This window comes from Pseudoalteromonas sp. SR43-2 (assembly GCF_014163885.1).
GTDB classification, from domain to species: domain Bacteria; phylum Pseudomonadota; class Gammaproteobacteria; order Enterobacterales; family Alteromonadaceae; genus Pseudoalteromonas; species Pseudoalteromonas distincta.
The window spans coordinates 102,604-123,344 of record NZ_JACJED010000002.1 but is presented as its reverse complement, the minus strand read 5'-3'; the positions used below and the strand labels follow the sequence as shown (position 1 = coordinate 123,344).

The 20,741-nt window shown below is 40.0% G+C and carries 21 protein-coding genes; 17 read left to right on the top strand and 4 right to left on the bottom strand.

Translation table 11 applies throughout. From position 1 onward, the window contains the following. Positions 1-2: 2 nt before the first annotated feature. Positions 3-260: a PepSY domain-containing protein gene (locus tag H5120_RS02200; protein WP_182673449.1), complete on the bottom strand. Its 258-nt coding sequence runs from the start codon at positions 258-260 to the stop codon at positions 3-5. 162 nt (positions 261-422) lie between these two features. Next, complete coding sequence (locus tag H5120_RS02195) at positions 423-725, bottom strand: YciI family protein (RefSeq protein ID WP_182673448.1); 303 nt, start codon at positions 723-725, stop codon at positions 423-425. Positions 726-914: 189 nt separating this feature from the next. On the opposite strand from H5120_RS02195, the gene H5120_RS02190 reads away from it, so the two are divergent. Both H5120_RS02190 and H5120_RS02185 read left to right on the top strand, forming a co-directional pair. Beyond that, the gene (locus H5120_RS02190; RefSeq protein ID WP_165744344.1) at positions 915-2,339 is read left to right on the top strand and encodes a sodium-dependent transporter; all 1,425 of its coding nucleotides are present in this window, start codon (positions 915-917) and stop codon (positions 2,337-2,339) included. A gap of 112 nt (positions 2,340-2,451) precedes the next feature. Continuing rightward, a complete protein-coding gene (locus H5120_RS02185; protein WP_182672211.1) occupies positions 2,452-2,904 on the top strand; it encodes a hypothetical protein in 453 nt (150 codons plus the stop codon). A gap of 51 nt (positions 2,905-2,955) precedes the next feature. Here the strand turns inward: H5120_RS02185 and glp are convergent, their stop codons facing one another. Further along, complete coding sequence (gene glp / locus H5120_RS02180) at positions 2,956-4,173, bottom strand: gephyrin-like molybdotransferase Glp (RefSeq protein ID WP_182673447.1); 1,218 nt, start codon at positions 4,171-4,173, stop codon at positions 2,956-2,958. A gap of 96 nt (positions 4,174-4,269) precedes the next feature. On the opposite strand from glp, the gene modA reads away from it, so the two are divergent. The 3 genes from modA to H5120_RS02165 are packed head-to-tail and all read left to right on the top strand — an operon-like array spanning position 4,270 to position 6,665. Continuing rightward, entirely contained in the window at positions 4,270-4,971 is a 702-nt protein-coding gene (modA, locus tag H5120_RS02175) for a molybdate ABC transporter substrate-binding protein (protein ID WP_259397812.1), read from the top strand. Next, on the top strand, positions 4,958-5,635 hold the full coding sequence (gene modB / locus H5120_RS02170) for a molybdate ABC transporter permease subunit (protein WP_002959821.1): 678 nt from the start codon (positions 4,958-4,960) through the stop codon (positions 5,633-5,635). Before modA ends, modB begins: the two co-directional genes overlap by 14 nt. Before the next feature lies 1 nt (position 5,636). After that, entirely contained in the window at positions 5,637-6,665 is a 1,029-nt protein-coding gene (locus H5120_RS02165; protein ID WP_182673445.1) for an ATP-binding cassette domain-containing protein, read from the top strand. Here H5120_RS02165 and moeB read toward each other — a convergent pair whose 3' ends face one another. After that, entirely contained in the window at positions 6,666-7,424 is a 759-nt protein-coding gene (gene moeB / locus H5120_RS02160; protein ID WP_182673444.1) for a molybdopterin-synthase adenylyltransferase MoeB, read from the bottom strand. It lies immediately after the preceding gene. A 288-nt stretch (positions 7,425-7,712) separates the two neighbouring features. Between moeB and H5120_RS02155 the strand changes: the two genes are divergently transcribed. From H5120_RS02155 to H5120_RS02100, 12 genes are all read left to right on the top strand, one after another. After that, positions 7,713-9,182, top strand: a complete 1,470-nt coding sequence (locus H5120_RS02155; protein WP_182673443.1) for a NarK family nitrate/nitrite MFS transporter — start codon at positions 7,713-7,715, stop codon at positions 9,180-9,182. Positions 9,183-9,195: 13 nt separating this feature from the next. Then, on the top strand, positions 9,196-10,938 hold the full coding sequence (locus H5120_RS02150) for a bifunctional protein-serine/threonine kinase/phosphatase (RefSeq protein ID WP_182673442.1): 1,743 nt from the start codon (positions 9,196-9,198) through the stop codon (positions 10,936-10,938). Positions 10,939-10,947: 9 nt separating this feature from the next. Further along, the gene (locus H5120_RS02145; RefSeq protein WP_182673441.1) at positions 10,948-12,141 is read left to right on the top strand and encodes an alginate export family protein; all 1,194 of its coding nucleotides are present in this window, start codon (positions 10,948-10,950) and stop codon (positions 12,139-12,141) included. A gap of 227 nt (positions 12,142-12,368) precedes the next feature. Then, a complete protein-coding gene (locus tag H5120_RS02140; protein WP_182673440.1) occupies positions 12,369-13,892 on the top strand; it encodes an FAD-dependent oxidoreductase in 1,524 nt (507 codons plus the stop codon). A gap of 26 nt (positions 13,893-13,918) precedes the next feature. After that, positions 13,919-16,615, top strand: coding sequence for a nitrate reductase (locus H5120_RS02135; protein WP_182673439.1), 2,697 nt, complete (start codon positions 13,919-13,921; stop codon positions 16,613-16,615). 16 nt (positions 16,616-16,631) lie between these two features. Then, complete coding sequence (moaA, locus tag H5120_RS02130) at positions 16,632-17,603, top strand: GTP 3',8-cyclase MoaA (RefSeq protein ID WP_007585246.1); 972 nt, start codon at positions 16,632-16,634, stop codon at positions 17,601-17,603. A gap of 25 nt (positions 17,604-17,628) precedes the next feature. Then, positions 17,629-18,300 carry a molybdenum cofactor guanylyltransferase gene (locus tag H5120_RS02125; protein ID WP_404936366.1) on the top strand — a complete coding sequence of 224 codons (672 nt, stop codon included), beginning with the start codon at positions 17,629-17,631 and terminating at the stop codon, positions 18,298-18,300. Beyond that, complete coding sequence (moaB, locus tag H5120_RS02120) at positions 18,297-18,836, top strand: molybdenum cofactor biosynthesis protein B (protein WP_007585240.1); 540 nt, start codon at positions 18,297-18,299, stop codon at positions 18,834-18,836. Before H5120_RS02125 ends, moaB begins: the two co-directional genes overlap by 4 nt. A gap of 1 nt (position 18,837) precedes the next feature. Continuing rightward, entirely contained in the window at positions 18,838-19,308 is a 471-nt protein-coding gene (moaC, locus tag H5120_RS02115) for a cyclic pyranopterin monophosphate synthase MoaC (RefSeq protein ID WP_182673542.1), read from the top strand. After that, entirely contained in the window at positions 19,286-19,585 is a 300-nt protein-coding gene (locus H5120_RS02110; protein ID WP_182673437.1) for a MoaD/ThiS family protein, read from the top strand. The genes moaC and H5120_RS02110 overlap by 23 nt, the downstream gene beginning before the upstream one ends. Continuing rightward, positions 19,585-20,043 (top strand): molybdopterin synthase catalytic subunit MoaE, encoded by a 459-nt coding sequence (moaE, locus tag H5120_RS02105; protein WP_182673436.1) that lies wholly within the window; start codon positions 19,585-19,587, stop codon positions 20,041-20,043. The genes H5120_RS02110 and moaE overlap by 1 nt, the downstream gene beginning before the upstream one ends. Continuing rightward, positions 20,043-20,702: an MOSC domain-containing protein gene (locus tag H5120_RS02100; RefSeq protein ID WP_182672197.1), complete on the top strand. Its 660-nt coding sequence runs from the start codon at positions 20,043-20,045 to the stop codon at positions 20,700-20,702. The genes moaE and H5120_RS02100 overlap by 1 nt, the downstream gene beginning before the upstream one ends. Positions 20,703-20,741 lie beyond the last annotated feature (39 nt).

Genomic DNA, 20,741 nt, shown 5'->3' with positions numbered 1-20,741 from the left:
TGTTAATCCTTTTTCACTTCGCCGGTTTTTTTATTTATATGTAAATCAACGACGTGGCCGTCAGATTTGAGTATTCGTACGGTATAAAAATCTGTTTTTTCGGTAATTTTTAAGGTCTTACCGCCTATTGTTTTCTTTGCAAGTATTACGGCTTTCTTTTTGTCCACCTCAGCATGAGATGCTTGGGTGGCCGTCGCTGCTTGAGCAAAGTTAGCTAAGCTAGCACAAGCAATAAAACCGAGGCTTAATAATACGCGCATAATGGAAAACTCCTAGACCAGACCCACTTAGTTTAATTAACTAAGTTACTAAAATTCAAGTAAAAACGCTAAATTCGCTTTTATCTCGGTAATTTTAATTAAAATCTTGTGAACAAACCCTGAATTACAGTGCAACGCACGCTCTTAGGGTTTAATACACTTTTAAGCAGGGAACACTTTTTTGAAAGGTTTAACAACTGTATTTTCATAGATGCCAGCGGCAACGTAAGGGTCAGCTGTTGCCCATTCTCGAGCGGCTTCAATTGACTCAAACTCAGCTACAACTAATGAACCGGTAAAGCCTGCTTCTTGAGGATCTTCACTATCGACTGCCGGAAACGGACCTGCGGTAAGTAAACGATTTTGAGAATCAAGCTCACTAAGGCGCGCTAAATGTGCAGGGCGTGCAGCTTTTCTGAGCTCTAAGCTATTTTCAACGTCTGTTGAATGAATCATGTACAACATAAGTAATCTCATAAAAATTGTTAAATTTGATTAACGCAATACTACCACAGCGTTGAAAATTGGTGAATTAAAAGCGTATTTACACAGGTTTACACATCGATTTTATTTTTACACTGTAATTGCTTGAAAATCTCTGTGTAACACTGGTAGAGTCGCTGAAATATACAAAATAATAAAAAGGTTTCAAGCATGAGCGAAAATAGAGAACGATTTAGTTCCCGTCTCGGATTCATATTAGCGGCGGCAGGTTCGGCTGTTGGTATTGGTAATTTAGTTGGCTTTCCGGTTTCTGCTACTAAAAATGGCGGCGGCGCATTTTTATTAATTTACGCTTTATTTGTCGTATTCATTTGTTTACCAGTCATGATGGCTGAAATGGCAATGGGTCGTAACGCTCAAAAAGATCCACTTGGTTCGTATAAGCTATTATCAAATAATGATAAAAAATGGAAGTTTGCAGGCTTTTTAGCCGTGCTTACGCCATTTATGATTGCTGTATTTTATATGGTAATTACTGTTTGGATTTTTGGCTATTTAACGCAAACAGGCCTAGGTAATTTAGATTTATTAGCAGATCCCGGCCACTTTGGTGTTTTTATCAATAGTTACACTGTGTTTGGTTATATGGCCGTTGTGGTTATTATGGTGAACTTAATTTTATTAGGCGGTGTTAAGCAGGGCATAGAAAAAGCCGCTAAGTTTTTAATGCCCGCCTTATTGGTTATGCTGCTTGCCCTCGTTATTTATGTATTAACGCTTGATAACGCAATGGCCGGTGTTAAATACTATATTATTCCTGATTTTTCTAAAATGAATGCAAGTGTCTTAAATGGCGCATTAAGCCAAGCGTTTTTCTCGCTATCTTTGGGCATGGGTATCTTAATGACTTACGCGTCGTATATTTCTAAAAAGGATGACATTGTAAGTAGCGCTAAAATGGTTGCTATTACGGACTCACTTGTTGCGTTTGTAGCTGGTTTAATGGTGCTACCGGCTATATTTAGTTTTGATCCAAATACAGACCCTGCTGCACTTTCTGACTCGTCTGTATCGATGATTTTTGTATACCTACCTAAAATCTTATTAGCACTGCAAAATGATATTGGCTATGTAGGTGCATCTATTGTTGCATTCTCGTTCTTCTTATTAGTCTTTTTTGCAGCAATTACCTCACTTGTTTCAATAGTAGAAGTCCCGACTGCAACCCTAAGTGACCGCAAAGGTATTAGCCGTAAAAAAGCATTGGGCATCCTTACACTTTCAACCGGCGTACTTACTATTTTATGTACAATGTCGTTTGGTATGATTGACAGCCTCACTTCGTTCACCAGTTATGGCGGCGTTAATAAGAGCTTTTTTGATATTATTGTTGATGTATTTTACGACACAATTTTACCGCTTAATGGGTTAATGGTGTGTTTGTTTGTAATGTACCGCTGGAAAAAAGCACGCTTAACACAAGAGCTAAGCTTAGGTTCGCCTAATTATGCGGGAAGCTTTATGGAAAAGTACGTTAACTTTTCACTTTCAACGTTTATTCCTGTTATTTTAGCTGTGATATTTATTAATACAGTAGCGACTAAGTTTTTCCACTTAAAAATATTTGGCTTTTAAATAGACCTCTTTAAAAGCTTATTGAATAATATAATGCCGCTCAGCTAAGCTCTGCGGCATTTTTTATGAGCGTTTTTTTACAGGTATCTGGTAACTATTAAAAGGATTTAAAATGAATAAAATTATTATTGGGTTTGCTTTTGCTATTTCATCATTTGGCGCATTTGCACAAAGCGCTGATGGTTGGCCAGAAGGCGGTGCAATGCATACTGGCAATATTTATAATTTAGAGGGCAATAGATACAAAACTAAAATCAGTAAAATGATGGATGAAATTTACCCGCAACTAACTGATGATTACCAAGTTGATGCAGTTAAAGCACAAATAAAAGCATGGGAGCAGTATATAGACGCTACATGTAACGTTGTTGGCATAGCAACGGGGGCAGGTGGCTCTTGGCCCTCAACGTATAGTGTTAAATGCGAAAGAAGCCTAAGTTATGATAGATACTTTGCGACTAAAAACGCGCTGAAGTGCGTTAATAGATTAAGTAAGGAAGAGTTTGAAGGGCGTAGCGAAAAGTTAAATTGTTTAATTCAAACATTAAATATAAAAATATTTTAAGGTTTGCAGCGCTACAGCTAAATTATACAGTTAGCTGTAGCATTTTAGGCTTTATAGCAACTCAATACTTACTGTTGCGCCTTTTTCGATATTGCCGCTTTGCGCCGGAACTACAATTAAACAGTTAGCTTTACTAAGCGACGAAAGTACACCCGAGCCCTGTTTATTAAACGGGGCAACTACCAAGTCACCTTGTTCGTTAATTGTTGCAGTACCGCGCTGAAAGTCAGCTCTGCCAGGGCGCTTTTTAATGACGGATGTAGTAACAGCGTTAAAGCGCATTTTAGGGTTTACGTCACCAAGACCCGACAGCTTTTGCAGTGCAGGCTCTACTAACTGATTAAACGTAACAGCAGCCGACACAGGGTTACCTGGCAAGCCAAAAAAGTAACTGTTACTTAATTTACCAAAGGCAAAAGGTTTGCCTGGTTTCATGGCTATTTTCCAAAAGTGGATATTGCCAATTTCGTTGAGCACTTCTTTGGTAAAGTCGGCTTCACCAACCGATACACCGCCTGAGCTTATTACGGCATCGGCAAGTTCGTTCGCTTTTAAAAATGCATTAGTGATGAGTTCTTTGTCATCAGGGATTATTCCTAAATCAAGCACGTCTATATTTTTTTGTTGCAGCGCACTAATAATAACAGCGCGGTTGCTTTCAAAAATAGCGCCTTGCTTAAGAGGCTGACCAGGTTCTATTAGCTCATCGCCTGTAGAAAGCACGGCTATTTTTAGGGTTCTTACCACATCTATATTCGCAATTCCTAAAGATGCCAGTAATCCCACATCAACGGCTTTTAATTTATCGCCTGCTTTTAAAATAACGTCGTCTATAGCAATATCTTCGCCAGCAAAACGCACGTTTTCATTTAGCTCAGGTTGCGCAGTAAACGTAATTTTATCGCCATCAACCGAGGCGTTTTCTTGCATTACAACGCCGTTAGCTCCAGGTGCAATGGCGGCGCCGGTCATTATTCTTACGCATTGCCCTGGGGTAAGCGTTTCTTCAAAAACTTGACCTGCAAACACGCTGCCTACTTGTGTGTAGGTTAAGCTTTTATCTGAAATACACAGCGCATAGCCATCCATTGCTGAGTTGTTATGAGCGGGTACGTTTATAGTTGACTTAACATCGCTTGCTAAAACGCGATCAACACTTTGCATTATAGAAATGGTTTCAACGTCTTTAACAGGCGTTATTGTGCCAAGTATATTTTGTATTGCAGTTTCAATTGGTAATAAACCGGGTGCATTGCAAACATCGTTCATATATATTGCTTACTTAAATCATTTTATTTTGAAACAATACTTATAATGTCAAAGCTTTACAATACATGGTTGGGTTATTTTTTGTGTCTGATATGCATGCTTTCATGCAGCGTAAACGCAAAAGAAACGCTGCAAGTAGCCGTAGCGAGTAATTTTAAAACTGTATTGGAAACCCTACTAAAAAGATCCCCATTACCTAATGTTGACGTGAAAATATCAGCCGCTTCTAGCGGTGTTTTATATTCGCAAATAGTGCATGGCGCACCATTTGATGTGTTTTTATCGGCCGACGATTTTCGACCGCAATCACTTATCAAAGAAGGCTATGCCGAGCAAAGCAGCTTAATCACTTACGCGTTAGGCGAACTTGCTTTGTGGCAACCCAAAGCTGAAAAAGTAAATAATAAAGTAGCCATTGCTAATCCGCGTTTTTCACCATACGGGCGTGCCTCAGAGCACTACGCGAATAATCATTTTAAAAAGCCAGTAAATTATGTGTACGGGAATAATATTACGCATGCGTTTCAGTTTGTGCAAAGTGGTAATGTAGGAGTAGGGCTGGTGGCAGTTTCATCACTAAAGGCGGCTTACAGTAACACGCAAGATCAAAAATATTTAGATTACACCGTGCTGCCTATAAATCAATATCCCGATATAATTCAACAAGGCGTTATTATTAGCTCGACTAAAAAGCATGCTAGCGCTAAGCAACTTATGCAATTTTTAATGACGCAGGCTACGCAGCAACAGTTAATTGAATTAGGTTACAGAATAAAGGACAACAATGCTTCAAAGTGATTTAACCGCGCTGTGGTTAACTATAAAACTTGCCTTTATAACCGCAGTGCTCCTTCTTGTTTTTTGCATTCCACTGGCTTACAAGCTCGCTGGCTATAACGGTAAATTTAAACCATTTTTAGAGGCATTAATTGCAATGCCTTTAGTGCTGCCGCCTACGTTATTAGGGTTTTACTTACTTGTTTTGTTTTCGCCTGATCACGCTTTTGGGCAGTTTTGGTTTTGGCTAACGGGTACTCAGCTTGCGTTTAGTTTTCAGGGCGTGGTTATTGGCTCGCTTTTTTATTCGCTGCCTTTTGTAATGCAGCCGCTTGTGGCTGGGTTTAAGCATATTAATCAAACCTATAACGAAGCTGCCATTGCGCTTGGATTAAGCCCGTTTAAACGCTTTGTGCATTTAATTATTCCGCTTTTAAAACCCAGTATTGGTAGCGCATTTGCTTTAGGTTTTGCGCATACATTGGGTGAATTTGGTTTGGTATTAATGATTGGCGGTAATATTCAGGGGCAAACACAGGTGGTGTCTATTGCGCTTTATGACCATGTTGAATCGTTAAATTATACGGCGGCGCATCAGCTTTCACTTATTTTACTGGCTATTTCGTTTGCCTGTTTAGTGCTGTTATTTAAGTTTAATAAAAGCATTGTAGGGGTTAAGCAATAAAATGATTAAGTTAAGCCTTTTTAAAGCACTCAATAATTTTGATTTAGATATAAACCTTGAGCTTGAGTCGTTTAATGTATTGGGTGTTTACGGGCCTTCAGGCTCTGGTAAGTCAACATTACTGCGTTGTATTAGTGGTTTAGAGCCTGCAAAAAGTGTTCATATTAATAATCAGCCAGTGCATGAGTTGCCAAGCGATAAACGCGGTATAACGCTTCAGTTGCAATCGTGCCCGTTGTTTCCTCATTTAGATGTGGCAGGTAATTTAGCGTTTACACAAAAACACTGCGGGAATAAACAAACCAGCTTAACGCTTCAATACGTTGTTAAAACACTTGAATTACAAGATTTATTAAATCGTGATGTACAAAGCTTATCGGGTGGCGAACGCCAACGTGTAGTATTTGCGCGCACTTTGCTTGCCGGTCAAAAATTTATAATGCTTGATGAGCCTTTTAGTGCGCTTGATTGGTCATTGCGTTTTAAAACGCTCACTAAACTCAATGAGTTAGCCGTTAAGTTTAATATTAAATTTATAATAGTAAGTCACTCATTAAAAGAGCTGCTATTTTGCTGCGATATCCTTATTCAGCTTGATAAAGGTAAGGTGATAAACCAAGGTGCAAGTGCACACGTTGCAAAAGCTATTTATGCAAACGATAGGCAAACACCGCTGAGCTTAATTAATTACAATGTGGTTAAATTTGATGAAGACTACGGGCTATATCAACTGCAATTACAGCAAAGTGAGCAACCGCTTTTTGTGCTTCCTGCACTTGTCGATAGCAGTAATAAGCTAATTATAGAAAGTGAGCAAATGTCGCTTAGTGCGTTAAAGCCTGAGCAAACAACGCACAGTAATGTTTTAAGGTCGGTATTAACTCAAGCTGAGTTTATTAATAATAAGTGGCAGTTAACGCTTAATGTAGATGGGCAAACTTTGTATTGCTTGGCTTCAAGACGAGTGTGGGACAAAAACGACTTTAAAGTGGGCGATGTGCTTTATACAACAATCAGTGATCTAGAATAACTAAATGCTGCAAACCGCACATTGACTATTTTTAGCAATTTTAAAACGATTAAACTCCATGCTTAAACCATCCACCAGCAATAAGTGTTCGCTTAAGCCGCTGGGTAAACCAGCAAGCATTTTTAGCGCTTCAGTTGCCTGAATACTGCCTATTAACCCCACAATAGGGGAAAGCACTCCAGATTCGGAGCAGCTTTGTGTTTGTTCACTAAAAAATTGCGATAAACAACCATAACAATGGCTATTTTCATCCATAGTAAAACACGCGACTTGTCCTTCCATACGTATTGCAGAGCCAGACACTAGCGGAACTTTAGCCTTAAAACAGGCGCTATTAAGTGCATTACGCGTTGCTAGGTTATCTGAGCAATCAATTACTATATCAATGTTATTAAATAGCTGTTCTGTAGAGGTATTTACATCAAAAAATGCCTCAATGGTGTTTATATCTATTTCACTATTAAGTGCGTTAAGCTGTTTTTTTGCAGCACTGCATTTTGAGCTACCAATATCACTTTCTTTATACAGTATTTGCCTTTGCAGGTTGGTCACGTCTATTTCATCGTTATCAATTAAGGTAAGCGTGCCAACGCCAGATGCCGCTAAGTATTGACCTACCGCACATCCAAGCCCACCCACACCAACAACTAAAGCATGCGATTGCCATAGTTTCTCTTGTCCGTCTATATCAAGCTGCGGCAGCATAATATGCCGAGAATAGCGTAGTTGCTGTTGGTACGTTAACGGTGCTTTTTGCATTTTCAAACTTCTCATACTTTTTTTGAACAATACCAATTTGTTAAATCCTAGAGCAAGTAGTAACGCTTTTTATTTGCACTGTAACAGTCCATAGCCCTTCACTCATATAGTGCAACTATAACGTATTAAAACAGTAAATACATATAACCAACTGAAATTAATGGCTTTTAATTAGTGGCTCAGTAATTGCTGTAGTAGGTTAACTAAAATTTAACAAACATTGGGCTGCTACTCATCTAAAAGAGTGGGGCATTAGTAAAACAATAATACGTTTACGAGGAAATAAACATGCAACCGAGTTCTGGGTTTAACCTAATATCCTTTAAAGGAAAAATGAAAGTATTACATCTAAGTTGGATGGTCTTTTTTGTGTCATTTTTTGTATGGTTTAACCATGCTCCTTTATTAGGTGCAATTGCGGGCTCGCTTGGTATTACCATGGCACAAGTTAAAACATTACTAATTTTAAATGTAGCGTTAACTATTCCAGCGCGTGTTGTGGTGGGTATGCTAACCGATAAATTTGGTCCCCGTATTGTTTATGCGGCACTACTTATTAGCTGTAGTATTCCATGTTTTATGTTTGCTATGGCAACCACATTTGAGCAAGCCGCAATAGCGCGTTTTGCTTTAGGCTTTATTGGTGCTGGCTTTGTTGTGGGCATTCGTATGGTGAGTGAATGGTTTCCTGCTAACGAACTGGGTATAGCTGAAGGTATTTATGGCGGTTGGGGTAACTTTGGTTCAGCAGCAGCGGCTATGTTACTGCCAATTATTGCACTTATGTTTGGTGGCGAAGATGGTTGGCGTTACGCTGTAGGTTTAACGGGTGTATTAAGCGTTATATTTGGTATTATTTGGTACTTAAATGTAACCGATACACCAAAAGGCGGTACATACTTTAAGCCTAAAAAAGTAGGCGCAATGGAAGTAACCAGTAAAGGCGACTTTGTATTACTTCTTATTATGAAAATTCCTATGTATGGTGCTCTAGCATTACTTACTTGGAAGCTTTCACCAACCGGTGCTAACCTAATTTCGGCTAACTTTGTACTTGCCGTGTATGCTTTTTTAGTTCTGCTTTATATTTACGAAGTGTATAAAACCTTTGATGTAAATGGTCATATTTTTAAAGAGCCTGTACCTGAGTCTCATCGTTATGAATTTAAGCAAGTAGCTGTTTTAAATATTCTATATTTTACAACCTTTGGTTCTGAACTTGCGGTTGTCTCTATGTTACCGCTGTTTTTTATGGATGTATTTGCGCTTGATATGGTGTACGCGGGTATTTTAGCCTCTGCTTATGCATTTATGAATTTAGCATCTCGTCCTGGTGGCGGTTGGATTTCAGATAAGTTAGGTCGTCGTATAACACTTATTGTACTTACGACAGGTCTTGCTGTTGGTTATTTTGTAATGGGCTTGGTTGATGCATCGTGGCCTTTATGGCTTGCTGTTGTAGCTGCCATGGCATGTTCGTTCTTTGTGCAAGCTGGTGAAGGTGCTGTATTTGCCGCAGTACCGCTAATTAAGCGCCGTTTAACTGGGCAAATAGCTGGAATGACAGGGGCTTACGGTAATGTTGGTGCAGTTGTTTACTTAACGGCATTGTCGCTTGTTGATTATCAAACCTTCTTTTTCATTATTGCGGGTAGTGCATTACTTGGTCTAGCTGCACTGTTTTTTATGAAAGAACCAGACGGACATATTACCGAAGTAAATGAAGACGGCACTGTTGAACTTATTTCAGTGACTTAAGGCATTATTGACTATGTTTGATGAAACACTCCACGCTAAATCGCTAAAAAATGAGCTCAATGTTTCATTTGGCGGGCATAGTGCTAAAGGGTTAAAAGCAGAAAACCAAGATGCGTTTGCAGCTCTTAATACTAAAGCACAAGAAAAAGAGTCTAAAGGCGTTATTGCCTGCTTAGCCGATGGGTGTTCATCAGCAAAAAATGCTAAACAAGCGTCTCAACTTTCGGTTACTCATTTTATAAATGAGTATTTAAATACCCCCGAAAGTTGGGCGGTTAAAAAGTCAGTGTCGAAGGTGTTAGCAAGTTTAAATCAATGGCTTTATTCGCAATCAGTTAATTACAATCACTTAGGTCAGCGCCAAGCCGATTGGATGACGACTTTTACAGCACTTATTTTAAAGTCGGCAACGGGTTATATATTTCACTTAGGTGATACGCGTATTACTCGCTTGCGAGGAAATAAAATAGAGGCGATAACACGGGATCACAAAGTAAACGATACGCTAACACGTGCACTTGGCGCACAACTTCATCAAGAAATAGATGTATACGAGGTTGACCTAAAAGCAGATGATATTTATATATTAACCTGCGATGGCATACACGATGTGCTCCCAAGTAGTGATATAGCTAAATTAATTAACGAGCACACTAATTTAGAGCATGCAGCTAAAGCAATTACCGAACTTGCATTAGCGCGAGGCAGTGACGACAACGTAAGTTGTTTGCTTGTAAAAGTAGAAAATATTGCCGAGCAAAAGTTAGATGAGCTTTATCATTCGCTAACACGACGAAAAATTCCACCTGCGCTTAATGTTGGGCAAAAAATTGATGACTACACGGTTATTCGTAAATTGCATGCCAGTAGTCGCTCGCACATTTATTTAGTGCAACAAGCGCCCGATATACCGCCAGTTGTTTTAAAAGCACCTTCGGTTAATTTTGAAGACGATGTGCACTACCTTCAAGGCTTTATAAGAGAAGGTTGGGTAGGACAACGCATAAACCATTTAAACGTGATGAAAGTACTGAGTACGCAATCGCAAAGTCGTTTTTTGTATCATATTTGTGAGTACATGGACGGGCAAACACTCAGTGATTGGAAGCACGACGTGCCGCACCCTGAAATAACCCAAGTACGCAGTATTATTGAACAAATAGTACATGCACTAAGGGCGTTTCAGCGACTCGATATGGTACATCGCGATTTAAAACTCGATAATGTAATGATAGATGCGCACGGTAAAGTAACGCTCATTGATTACGGCACAGTAAGTGTTGCGGCTATGGACGAGTCGGTTAAACAAATTGCGGATGATTGCCCGCAAGGCACTGCCGACTACACCGCACCCGAAACACTTATTACTATGCACGCCGATTTTAAAAGTGATTTGTTTTCACTTGGCGTGATTGCATATGAGTTATTGTGCTCAAAATTGCCTTATAAACCACTGCCACTTAACCACGTAGCGCCAAAAGATTACAGCCATTGGCACTACACAAGTATTCGTAAATACAGAGCCGATATTCCGTTTTGGTTAGATCAAGCCCTTATGAAAGCGCTTGCCCCTAAACCAGAGCTCAGATACCAAGCTTTTTCTGAGTTTATAAACGATATCAACAAACCTAATCCTTATTTAGAAAGTACCGCTAATAAAAGTTCAATAATGAAACGCGATCCAGTTATGGTGTGGAAATGTATTTCGCTGTGTTTATTTATTGCTTTGGTATGTGTATTAATAATTAAAACTTAGAGAACCAAAATGCTTAACTATAAGAACAACTTACCTATTATTTTTATACTGGGTTGCTTCACTGCGCCTTCAATAAGCCAAGCTTCGCAAACTGATCTTGATTTTAGACTGCGTTTTGAAAGCGTTGATCAAAACAATGCCTTAAAAGATGCAAGCGGCTTAACACTTAGAACCCGCTTAACGCACCAAACAGACGAGGTGAATGGTTTTTCAGCGCTGATTGAAGTAGAAGACACTCGCAGCCTATTGGGCGTAGATGATTACAACGATACGTTGGGGAAAAACACTAATTATTCTGTTATTGCAGACCCAGAAAACACTGAAATAGACCAAGGTTTTGTTAAATATGCCCGCGATGGTCTATCGCTAAAAGTAGGACGCCAAGTAATAGCCCTTGATGGGCAGCGTTTTGTTGGGCACGTAGGTTGGCGCCAAGACAGACAAACCTTTGATGCAGCAACCATTAATTACGCATTTAACAACATAGATTTACAGTACAGTTATTTAAATAAGCGTAACCGCATATTTGCTGACGATAAAGACATTAAATCGTCCGATCATTTAATTAATGCAAGCTTTAAAACAGACTACGGTAAAGTGGTTTTATACAGTTACTTATTAAGTGACGATGCACTACAAGACGACAGTTTAGATACTTATGGCGTTTATTTTATCGGTAATAAAACCCTAAACGACATAAAATTTTATTACAAAGCGGAGTATGCAACGCAGTCTGCCTCAACAAGCGTGAGTGATTTTGATGCTGATTACTATGCACTTGAAGGCGCTGTGGATTTAAATGGGTTGGGCATAAAAACAGTAACTTTAAAAGTCGGCATAGAGTCACTTGGCTCTGACAATGGCGATTACGGGTTTGCAACACCGCTTGCCACGTTACATAAATTTAATGGTTGGACAGATACGTTTTTAAATACACCCGCACAAGGCTTGGACGACACTTACATAAGCTTAAACGGTAAAGCGTTTGACGGAAAATGGCTGGTGGCTTATCACAGTTTTGATGCTAATGAGCAATCAAATGGGGTTGACGATTTGGGTACTGAACTAAACGTACAATACGTTAAACCTATTAATAAACAATACGCAGTGGGTGTTAAATACGCTGATTACTCAGCGGGCGATACCGCTGCTAATAAAGTCGATACTCAAAAATTATGGGTATGGATGAGCGCTAAATTTTAACCCTCACTATCTTCTAAAATCCTCTTGTAATTTATAGCGACACAAGATGGTGCAGTTGCACCATCTTGTGGGGCTTTACGCTTTTCATCTCTGCACCAATGTAGGCAACTTGCTGATTTTAAATGCTTATATATTTGGCTTACATATTGCTATAACAATCCTATAACAAATCATTCGATTTCAATTTTAGTCAATTACTAAAGTAGATATCATTTTAAGGTGAGTAAATGCTAAGCAAGCAGCGTGTTGTAGTGGTAGGAAACGGAATGGTGGGGCATCATTTTGTGCAGCAGCTAGTTTCTCAAAATCAGGTTGATGAGCAATTTGAAATTACCGTACTGAGCGGTGAAGACCGTTTAGCGTATGACCGCGTGCAACTATCCTCTTTTTTTAAAGGCAAAACCGCAGACGACCTCGCACTTACATGCAATAAAACATATGACGATTGGCAAGTACGCTTTCATACTCATTCTAAAGTGGTTGACATAAATCGTGATGCGCACACTGTAACGACCGCTAAAGGGGAGTCGTTTGAATACGACAAGCTTGTGCTTGCTACAGGTTCATTTCCATTTGTCCCTCCTATACCGGGTAAAGATCGTGAGCATTGCCTTGTTTATCGCACCATTAACGATTTACACGAAATAAAAAACTCAGCCCACGGCAGCAAAGTAGGCGTGGTAATTGGTGGCGGTTTACTGGGTCTTGAGGCTGCAAACGCATTAAAGCAACTGGGTTTACATACTCACGTAATAGAATTTGCACCGCAACTTATGGGCGTACAAGTTGATGCGGGTGGCGGTCGGCTACTAAAAAACAAAATTACAGATTTGGGCGTTACTGTACATACATCGGTAGCGACTGAGGAAATAGTAGAAGGTGAAAGCTGCCGTTACAAAATGTGTTTTAAAGGCGGCAAAACCCTTGAAACCGACATGATTGTATTTTCGGCGGGTATTCGCCCTTATGATAATTTAGCCCGCGAGTTTAATTTAGAGTTAGGTGAGCGCGGCGGTATTGTAATTAATAACCACTGCCAAACGAGCGACAAAAACATATACGCAATTGGTGAATGTGCACTGTGGAATAATTTTATTTTTGGCTTAGTGGCACCCGGTTACGCTATGGCTAAAATAGCAGTTGGTCATATTTTACAAGATACGCAGCAAGGTACTTTACAAAGTACTGGCTTAGACAATAAAGCCGATGAATTTAGCGGTGCCGATATGAGCACTAAGCTTAAATTAATGGGTGTTGAAGTAGGCTCTATTGGCGATGCACATGCACGCAGCGAAGGCGCAATAAGCTATTATTTTGAGGATCAATCCAATGGTATTTATAAAAAAGTAGTCACTAATTCACAAAGTAATAAGCTGATTGGCGCCGTGCTTGTTGGCGATACCAGCGATTACGATAATTTACTGCAATATCATTTAAACGACATTGAACTTACCACCGCTCCCGAAGCGCTCATTATGCCCCTCGCCGGCGACATAGCAGAGCTAAGCGCCGATGACTTGCCTGATGACGCCATTATTTGCGCTTGTCATAAAGTAACTAAACACACCATTGAACAAACAGTCGCTAAAGGCTGCATAGATTTGGCAAGTGTGCAGCAAAGCACCAAAGCCAGTACAGGCTGTGGAGGGTGTGAAAAACTCGTTCAAAACGTAATAAACAGCGCACTCGCTAAAGCAAGTAACACAATTAACGTAGTTACCCTTAATGAGCCTGTTAAACAGCCTGCATAAATTAAAGCACACTAAAAGAGAGCAGTATGGCAACCGCAAACACGTCACCAACTATAAATAAAACGAGTTTAAAACAAACAACATGTGCTTACTGTGGTGTAGGGTGTGGTGTTGATATTTCACTTTTTAATAATGTGCCAACCAAGCTTGAAGGCATGCGAGAGCATCCCGCAAACTTTGGTCGTTTATGTGTAAAAGGCACCCATTTGCTCGACACAACAGGCAGTGATAATCGCTTAACGTCGCCCCTTATTAATAATAAAGCAGCCACGTGGGATGAAGCAACTGACCACGTTGCCAATAAATTTAACGACATAATACAAAAGCACGGGCCTGATGCGGTGGCTTTTTATGTGTCAGGGCAGTTACTTACTGAAGATTACTACATCGCGAATAAATTAATGAAAGGCTACATAGGCTCAGGCAATATTGATACTAATTCACGCCTGTGTATGTCGTCTGCTGTGGCAGGTTATAAACGCGCTTTTGGTGAAGACGTAGTGCCGTGTACCTACGAAGATTTAGAGCAAACTGAGTTACTTATATTAATTGGCTCAAATGCCGCATGGACGCATCCGGTTTTGTATCAGCGAATGGAGCGTGCAAAGCAGCTTAACTCAAATATGAAAGTGGTGGTTATTGATCCGCGTAAAACCGACACAGCTGAGCTTGCCGACACATTTTTAAATATAAAACCAGGCAGTGACGCCGCGCTTTATAACGGCTTGCTTAATTATTTAAATGAGCATAACCACCTCGACACGCAATTTATTGCTCAGCACACAAACGGCTTTGAAAGCGCATTGCAAGAGGCACAAAAGTGGAGCTGTGAGGCAGTTAGCGATTTTTGCGATATAGCAATTGAGCAAGTCACTGAGTTTTACGCGCTATTTGCTAATAGCCCAAGTGCGATTAGCTTTTACTCAATGGGTATAAATCAGTCAAGTTCGGGTGTAGATAAATGCAACGCTATTATTAATGCGCATTTAGCCTCAGGTAAATTACTTAAGCCGGGCAGTGGCCCGTTTTCAATTACTGGGCAGCCCAATGCGATGGGCGGGCGCGAAGTAGGTGGCTTGGCTAATCAGTTAGCGGCGCATTTAGATATTGAAAACGAAGCGCATCAATCACTTGTGCAACGTTTTTGGCTCTCGCCAACTGTGGCTAACAAAGCAGGCAGCAATGCCATTGATATGTTTGATGACATAGCCGCGGGCAAAATAAAAGCAGTGTGGATAATGGCAACAAACCCAATGGTGAGTTTGCCCAATAACGCCGCTATTAAAAAAGCATTAGAGACCTGCGAGCTGGTGGTTGTATCTGACTGTATTGCAAAAAGTGATACGTTAAAGTTTGCCGATGTTGCTTTTCCATCAACCGGATGGGGCGAAAAAAACGGCACAGTAACTAACTCAGAGCGAAGAATATCAAGGCAGCGCCCGTTAGTAGCGCCTTATTCAGGAGCTAAAAACGATTGGCAAATTATGTGCGAAGTCGCTAAAAAAATGGGCTTTGAAGGGTTTGATTTTACAGATCCCAGTGGCATTTTTGAAGAATGGGCACAATTAACCGACTTTGAAAATAATGGCAGCCGAGTATTAAACCTCTCTGGTTTAGTTGGGCTCACAAAAAGCCAGTACGATAACTTAAAACCCATTATGTGGCCTGTTGTTAAAAATCAGCCTTATAAAAACGGTCAGGTTTTTACAGATAACCAATTTAGCACCGCTGATAAAAAGGCGCGTTTTATACCTATAACGCCGCAATTACCTGTGCAACAAACATCAAGTGATTATCCGTTTGTAATGAACTCAGGGCGTATACGCGACCAATGGCATACCATGAGCCGCACGGGTAAAAGCACTGCGCTTTCATCGCATATTACACGCCCGTATATTGAAATTAATCCGCTTGATGCCAGTGAATTAGCAATTAAGCAAAACGATTTAATAAGTGCGATTGCCCAAACAGGGAACGTTACCGCGCATGCCAAAGTAACCGATTCGGTGCGAAAAGGTGAATGTTTTATGCCTATTCATTGGAATAAGCAATTTGCGTCATCAGCAACAGTAAGTGGGTTGTATCAATCGGTAGTTGACCCTCTATCTGGTCAGGCTGAGTGCAAACACGGCGCTGTTAATATAGTTAAAGCACCCTTTGTGCAATATATGCAGCTGTTTGCTAGAAACGAACTTGTTATAAACAGTGATTTTTGGCTTAAAGTTAATGCAAGTAATTGCTTTAATTACCAATTAGCGCTTAATGAACCACAAAGTGATTTACTGTATTTCTGCCAAACCTTAACCGGTTTACAAGGGCAGTGGTCGGCTATGAATACGGCAAAAGCCATGCATGTGCAGTGTATTCAAAACGATCAATTAGCGTTTGTTGGTGTTATTTCTAATGAGCAAAAAGAAATATCACTTGAGTGGATAAACCATTTGTTTGCAGAGCCATTACTGACTTTTACACAGTTACAGTCTTTGCTTTATGCAACCCCCGATGAAGAATTTACCCAAGGCGTGCAAGTGTGTAGCTGCTTTAAAGTAAGAGAGCAGCCAATTATAAACGCCATTAAAAACGGTGCAAACACCGTCGAGCAATTGGGGTCTGAACTTAAATGTGGGACGAACTGCGGTTCGTGTAAAACGCAATTAAGTCAATTAATTAAGCAACATGCTACGCAAAAAGCGAACAGTATTAATGTTGCGGTTGAAATGTAAACAAACAAGGAAGCATATGCTTAATGATCAATTTGGTCGGCAGTTTAACTATTTGCGCCTCTCAATAACTGATGTATGTAATTTTAGTTGTAGTTATTGTTTACCAAACGGATATCAGTGCGATACGCCGCGTAATTTTTTAAATAAAAATGAAATTAGCACGCTTGTAAATGCGTTTGCAGAACTAGGTACTAAAAAAGTGCGTATTACAGGTGGCGAACCGTGCTTGCGAAACGACGTCACCGATATTATAAAACTCTGTAAAAACACGCGCGGCATAGAAAAAGTAGCCATTACTACCAACGGATTTAATTTATTAAAGAAAATTGATGAATTTGCAGAAGCCGGGCTTGATGCGCTTAATGTCAGTATTGATAGTTTAAATCCGAGTATGTTTAAACTCATAACAGGGCACGACAAACTTAACCTTATTTTAAAAGGGATTGAGCGCGCGGTAGAGCTGGGCATAAAAGATATAAAAATAAATGCGGTACTTGCCAAGCAGTTTAATAAAAACCAATTGAAGGATTTTTTAGCGTGGGTAAAGCACCACAAAGTTACGGTACGCTTTATAGAATTAATGGAAACCGGTGACGGCGCCACCTTTTTTGAAGAAAACCACTTAAGTGGGCAAACGGTCAAAGCCCAATTACTCGACCAAGGTTGGTTACAAGTAGTTAGGGGGAAATTAAACGGACCCGCTGAGGAATTTTGTCATCCTGATTACGATGGTCGTATTGGTTTAATAATGCCGTACAGTAAAGACTTTTGTAAAAGCTGTAATCGCTTAAGGGTGTCGGCGCTGGGTAAATTACACTTATGCTTGTTTGCCGAACAAGGTATAGATTTACGCGAACTACTCAACGAGGATGATACTGCAGCGACTGTAAAGGCAATTCAAGCTGCTATGGGCAATAAAGAAATAAGCCATGAGCTGGATAAACGCTTAACAGGTGCTACAACTCACCTAGCCATGTTAGGCGGCTAATATGAAAGCTAATATAAAATCTAATATGAAAGTTAAGCGAGATTTTACAGGCGTTGTACTTGCTGGTGGTAAGTCATCAAGAATGGGCTCAGACAAAGCCGATTTAGTTTTAAAAAATAAAACGCTATTGCACAATGCGTGTGATTTATTAAAAGACGCAGGCGCTAAAAATATACTAATAAGCCGCAACGTTACAAATCCAGTTAAATCATCGAGCCAATATTCTTGCGATTATCCCTCAGAGAAGTACGTTAAAGATATATACCCAAATAGTGGACCCCTTGGCGGTATTTACTCAACATTAATAGCCACCGAGCACGACTTACTTATTACTGCGGTAGATATGCCTCTACTTACGAGTAGTTTGTTAAGCACAATTGTGCTGGCTTCTCAGTCAAATAAAGTACAAAGTGTGAGCAATCAATTAAATCAGTCACAAATACATGCTTGGCACTTTGAAAATGAACCACTACCGCTGTATATTCGTAATACAAGCAGTGTAAAAAATCATTTAAAACACATACTCACAAACGCAAACAGTCATAAGTCAATAAAGCAGTTTACCCAAAGTATTGGTGTGCAAACGCTGTTATGTAATAAAACGCATGCATTAATAAACACCAATACGCCGGCGCAATTTAAAGCTGTAAATGAGCATTTTGATCAAAGCATTAACCAATTGAGAAAAACATTATGAGTCACACAAGCGATACACAAATACCTTTAAACATTGCCGTACTTACAGTAAGTGATACGCGCGATGCGATTACCGATACTTCTGGTCATTACTTAATTAAAGCGCTAACTGAGGCGGGTCATCACTTAGCAGATAAAGAAATTGTAAAAGATGATGTTTACCAAATGCGCGCTATTGCATCGCAGTGGATAGCCGACGACACCATTCACGCTATTTTAGTGACTGGTGGTACAGGATTTACCGAACGTGATTCAACACCTGAGGCATTTGCGCCGCTGTTTGATAAAAGTGTAGACGGCTTTGGTGAGCTATTTAGACATATATCGTACGGTGAAATTGGTAACTCAACTATTCAGTCTCGTGCATTGGCAGGACTTGCTAACAACACCGTTATTTTTTGTATGCCAGGCTCTACAGGCGCATGCAAAACAGCATGGACAGGCATTATAAAAGATCAACTTAACTCAATGCATAAACCGTGTAACTTTGTACCGCACATTACCATTGGTAAAAAGTGTGAATCGCGTGAGCAATAGTATGTTAAGCCACGTAGACGAAAACGGCCAAGCGAATATGGTTGATGTATCGCTCAAAGACGTAACCTTGCGCGATGCCTCAGCTGAAGCATTTATTAGCATGAGCAAGCTTGCCTTTGAACAAGTAATGCTTAATCAAAACAAAAAGGGTGATGTGTTAGGCGTGGCACGCATTGCAGGTATTCAAGGCGCAAAAAAATGCGCTGATTTAATTCCGCTTTGTCATCCGCTTGCACTTACTAAAGTAGCTGTTGATTTTGAACTTGATGAAGCAAACAGCCAAATTAAAGTAACCAGCTACTGCAAACTTGCCGGTAAAACCGGGGTCGAAATGGAAGCGCTAACGGCGGTATCTATTGCTGCGCTTACTTTGTTTGATATGTGTAAAGCAGCCGACCCACTTATGGAAATTAGTGGCATGCGCGTTACTCAAAAAGCTGGGGGCAAAAATGGCAGTTGGCAACGCGATTAATCCAAACGATGCTATACCTAGCGTCCAAAATGTAGAGTTATTGTTTTTTGGGCAACTAAAAGAGCGGTTAAAGTGCAGTAAATTAAGTCTTGAAATTACGCAGCCGCTTACTATTTCAGAGCTTAAATTAAGATTAGTAAGCCAATACCCGCACTGGAAACCGTGGCTGGAAGAGCGTGAGCTACTTGCAGCGCTTAACCAAACTATGTCATCAAGCGACGAAATAGTGAAAGCAGGGGATGAGCTTGCCTTTTTTCCGCCGGTTACAGGTGGTTAATGAGCATACATATTCAAGTACAAACCGATGATTTTAATGTAGGTGACGAGCACAATACGCTTTGTAGTAATAACAAAAGCGATGGCGCTGTTGTCACCTTTACAGGTTTGGTAAGAGAGTTCAGCAGTGGCGATAACGTTATTGCACTTGAGCTTGAGCACTATCCTGGTATGACCGAGCAACTGCTTCAATCTATAGCAGAGCAAGCACAAACGCGCTGGCAACTGGCGCGAATATGTATTATTCACCGCGTTGGTTATTTAGCACTTGGTGAGCAAATTGTGTTTGTTGGCGTAACTTCCCGACACCGCAAAGCCGCCTTTGAAGGCGCACAATTTATAATGGATTATTTAAAAAACCACGCCACGTTTTGGAAAAAAGAGCACTTTAAAGACTCATCAAACTGGGTTGAGTTTAAACAAAGTGACAAACAAGCGATGGGTAGGTGGGAGTCTTAATGAAAATAATCTCTACTAATATCTCTAAAATAAAAACGGTAGTGTATAACGGCAAAGAGGTTAAAACCGGTATTTTTAAAACGGCAACTAACGAACCTGTTGTTATTGAAAAGCTAAATATTATAGGGGATGAGCAAGCTGATTTAGTTAATCACGGCGGGGTTGATAAAGCGGTTTACGCGTTTTCGCACAATCATTATGATTATTGGAAACAAACCCTCGAGAATGATGATTTGGCAGTAGGTGCCTTTGGCGAAAACTTCACGATTTCTGACCTTGATGAAGCGAATATACACATAGGTGACCATATTCGAATTGGTACTGCATTACTTGAAGTAAGCCAGCCTCGTGTGCCTTGTTTTAAATTAGCTATCGCCCTTAATAATAAAAACAGCCTTAAACTGTTTACGCAGCATTACTGCACTGGCGTGTATTTTAGGGTACTAGAGCAGGGCGTTGCAAAAACGGGTGATAGTGTTGTTATCGAGAAGAAAGCCTCGCACGACATATCAGTAAAAAAACTGTTCCAGGCTTTTTTTGATAAAAAATATCCAGATTATGAAAGTGTATTATTAGCAGCACTCGAATTGCCGGAGCTTGCTCTTGAGTGGCAAACTAAAATTAAAAAGAAGCTTTGTATTAAAAATGAACTAAGTTAAGCGTAAATTGTTATTTATAGAGGAGCTAGTAAAAAAGAT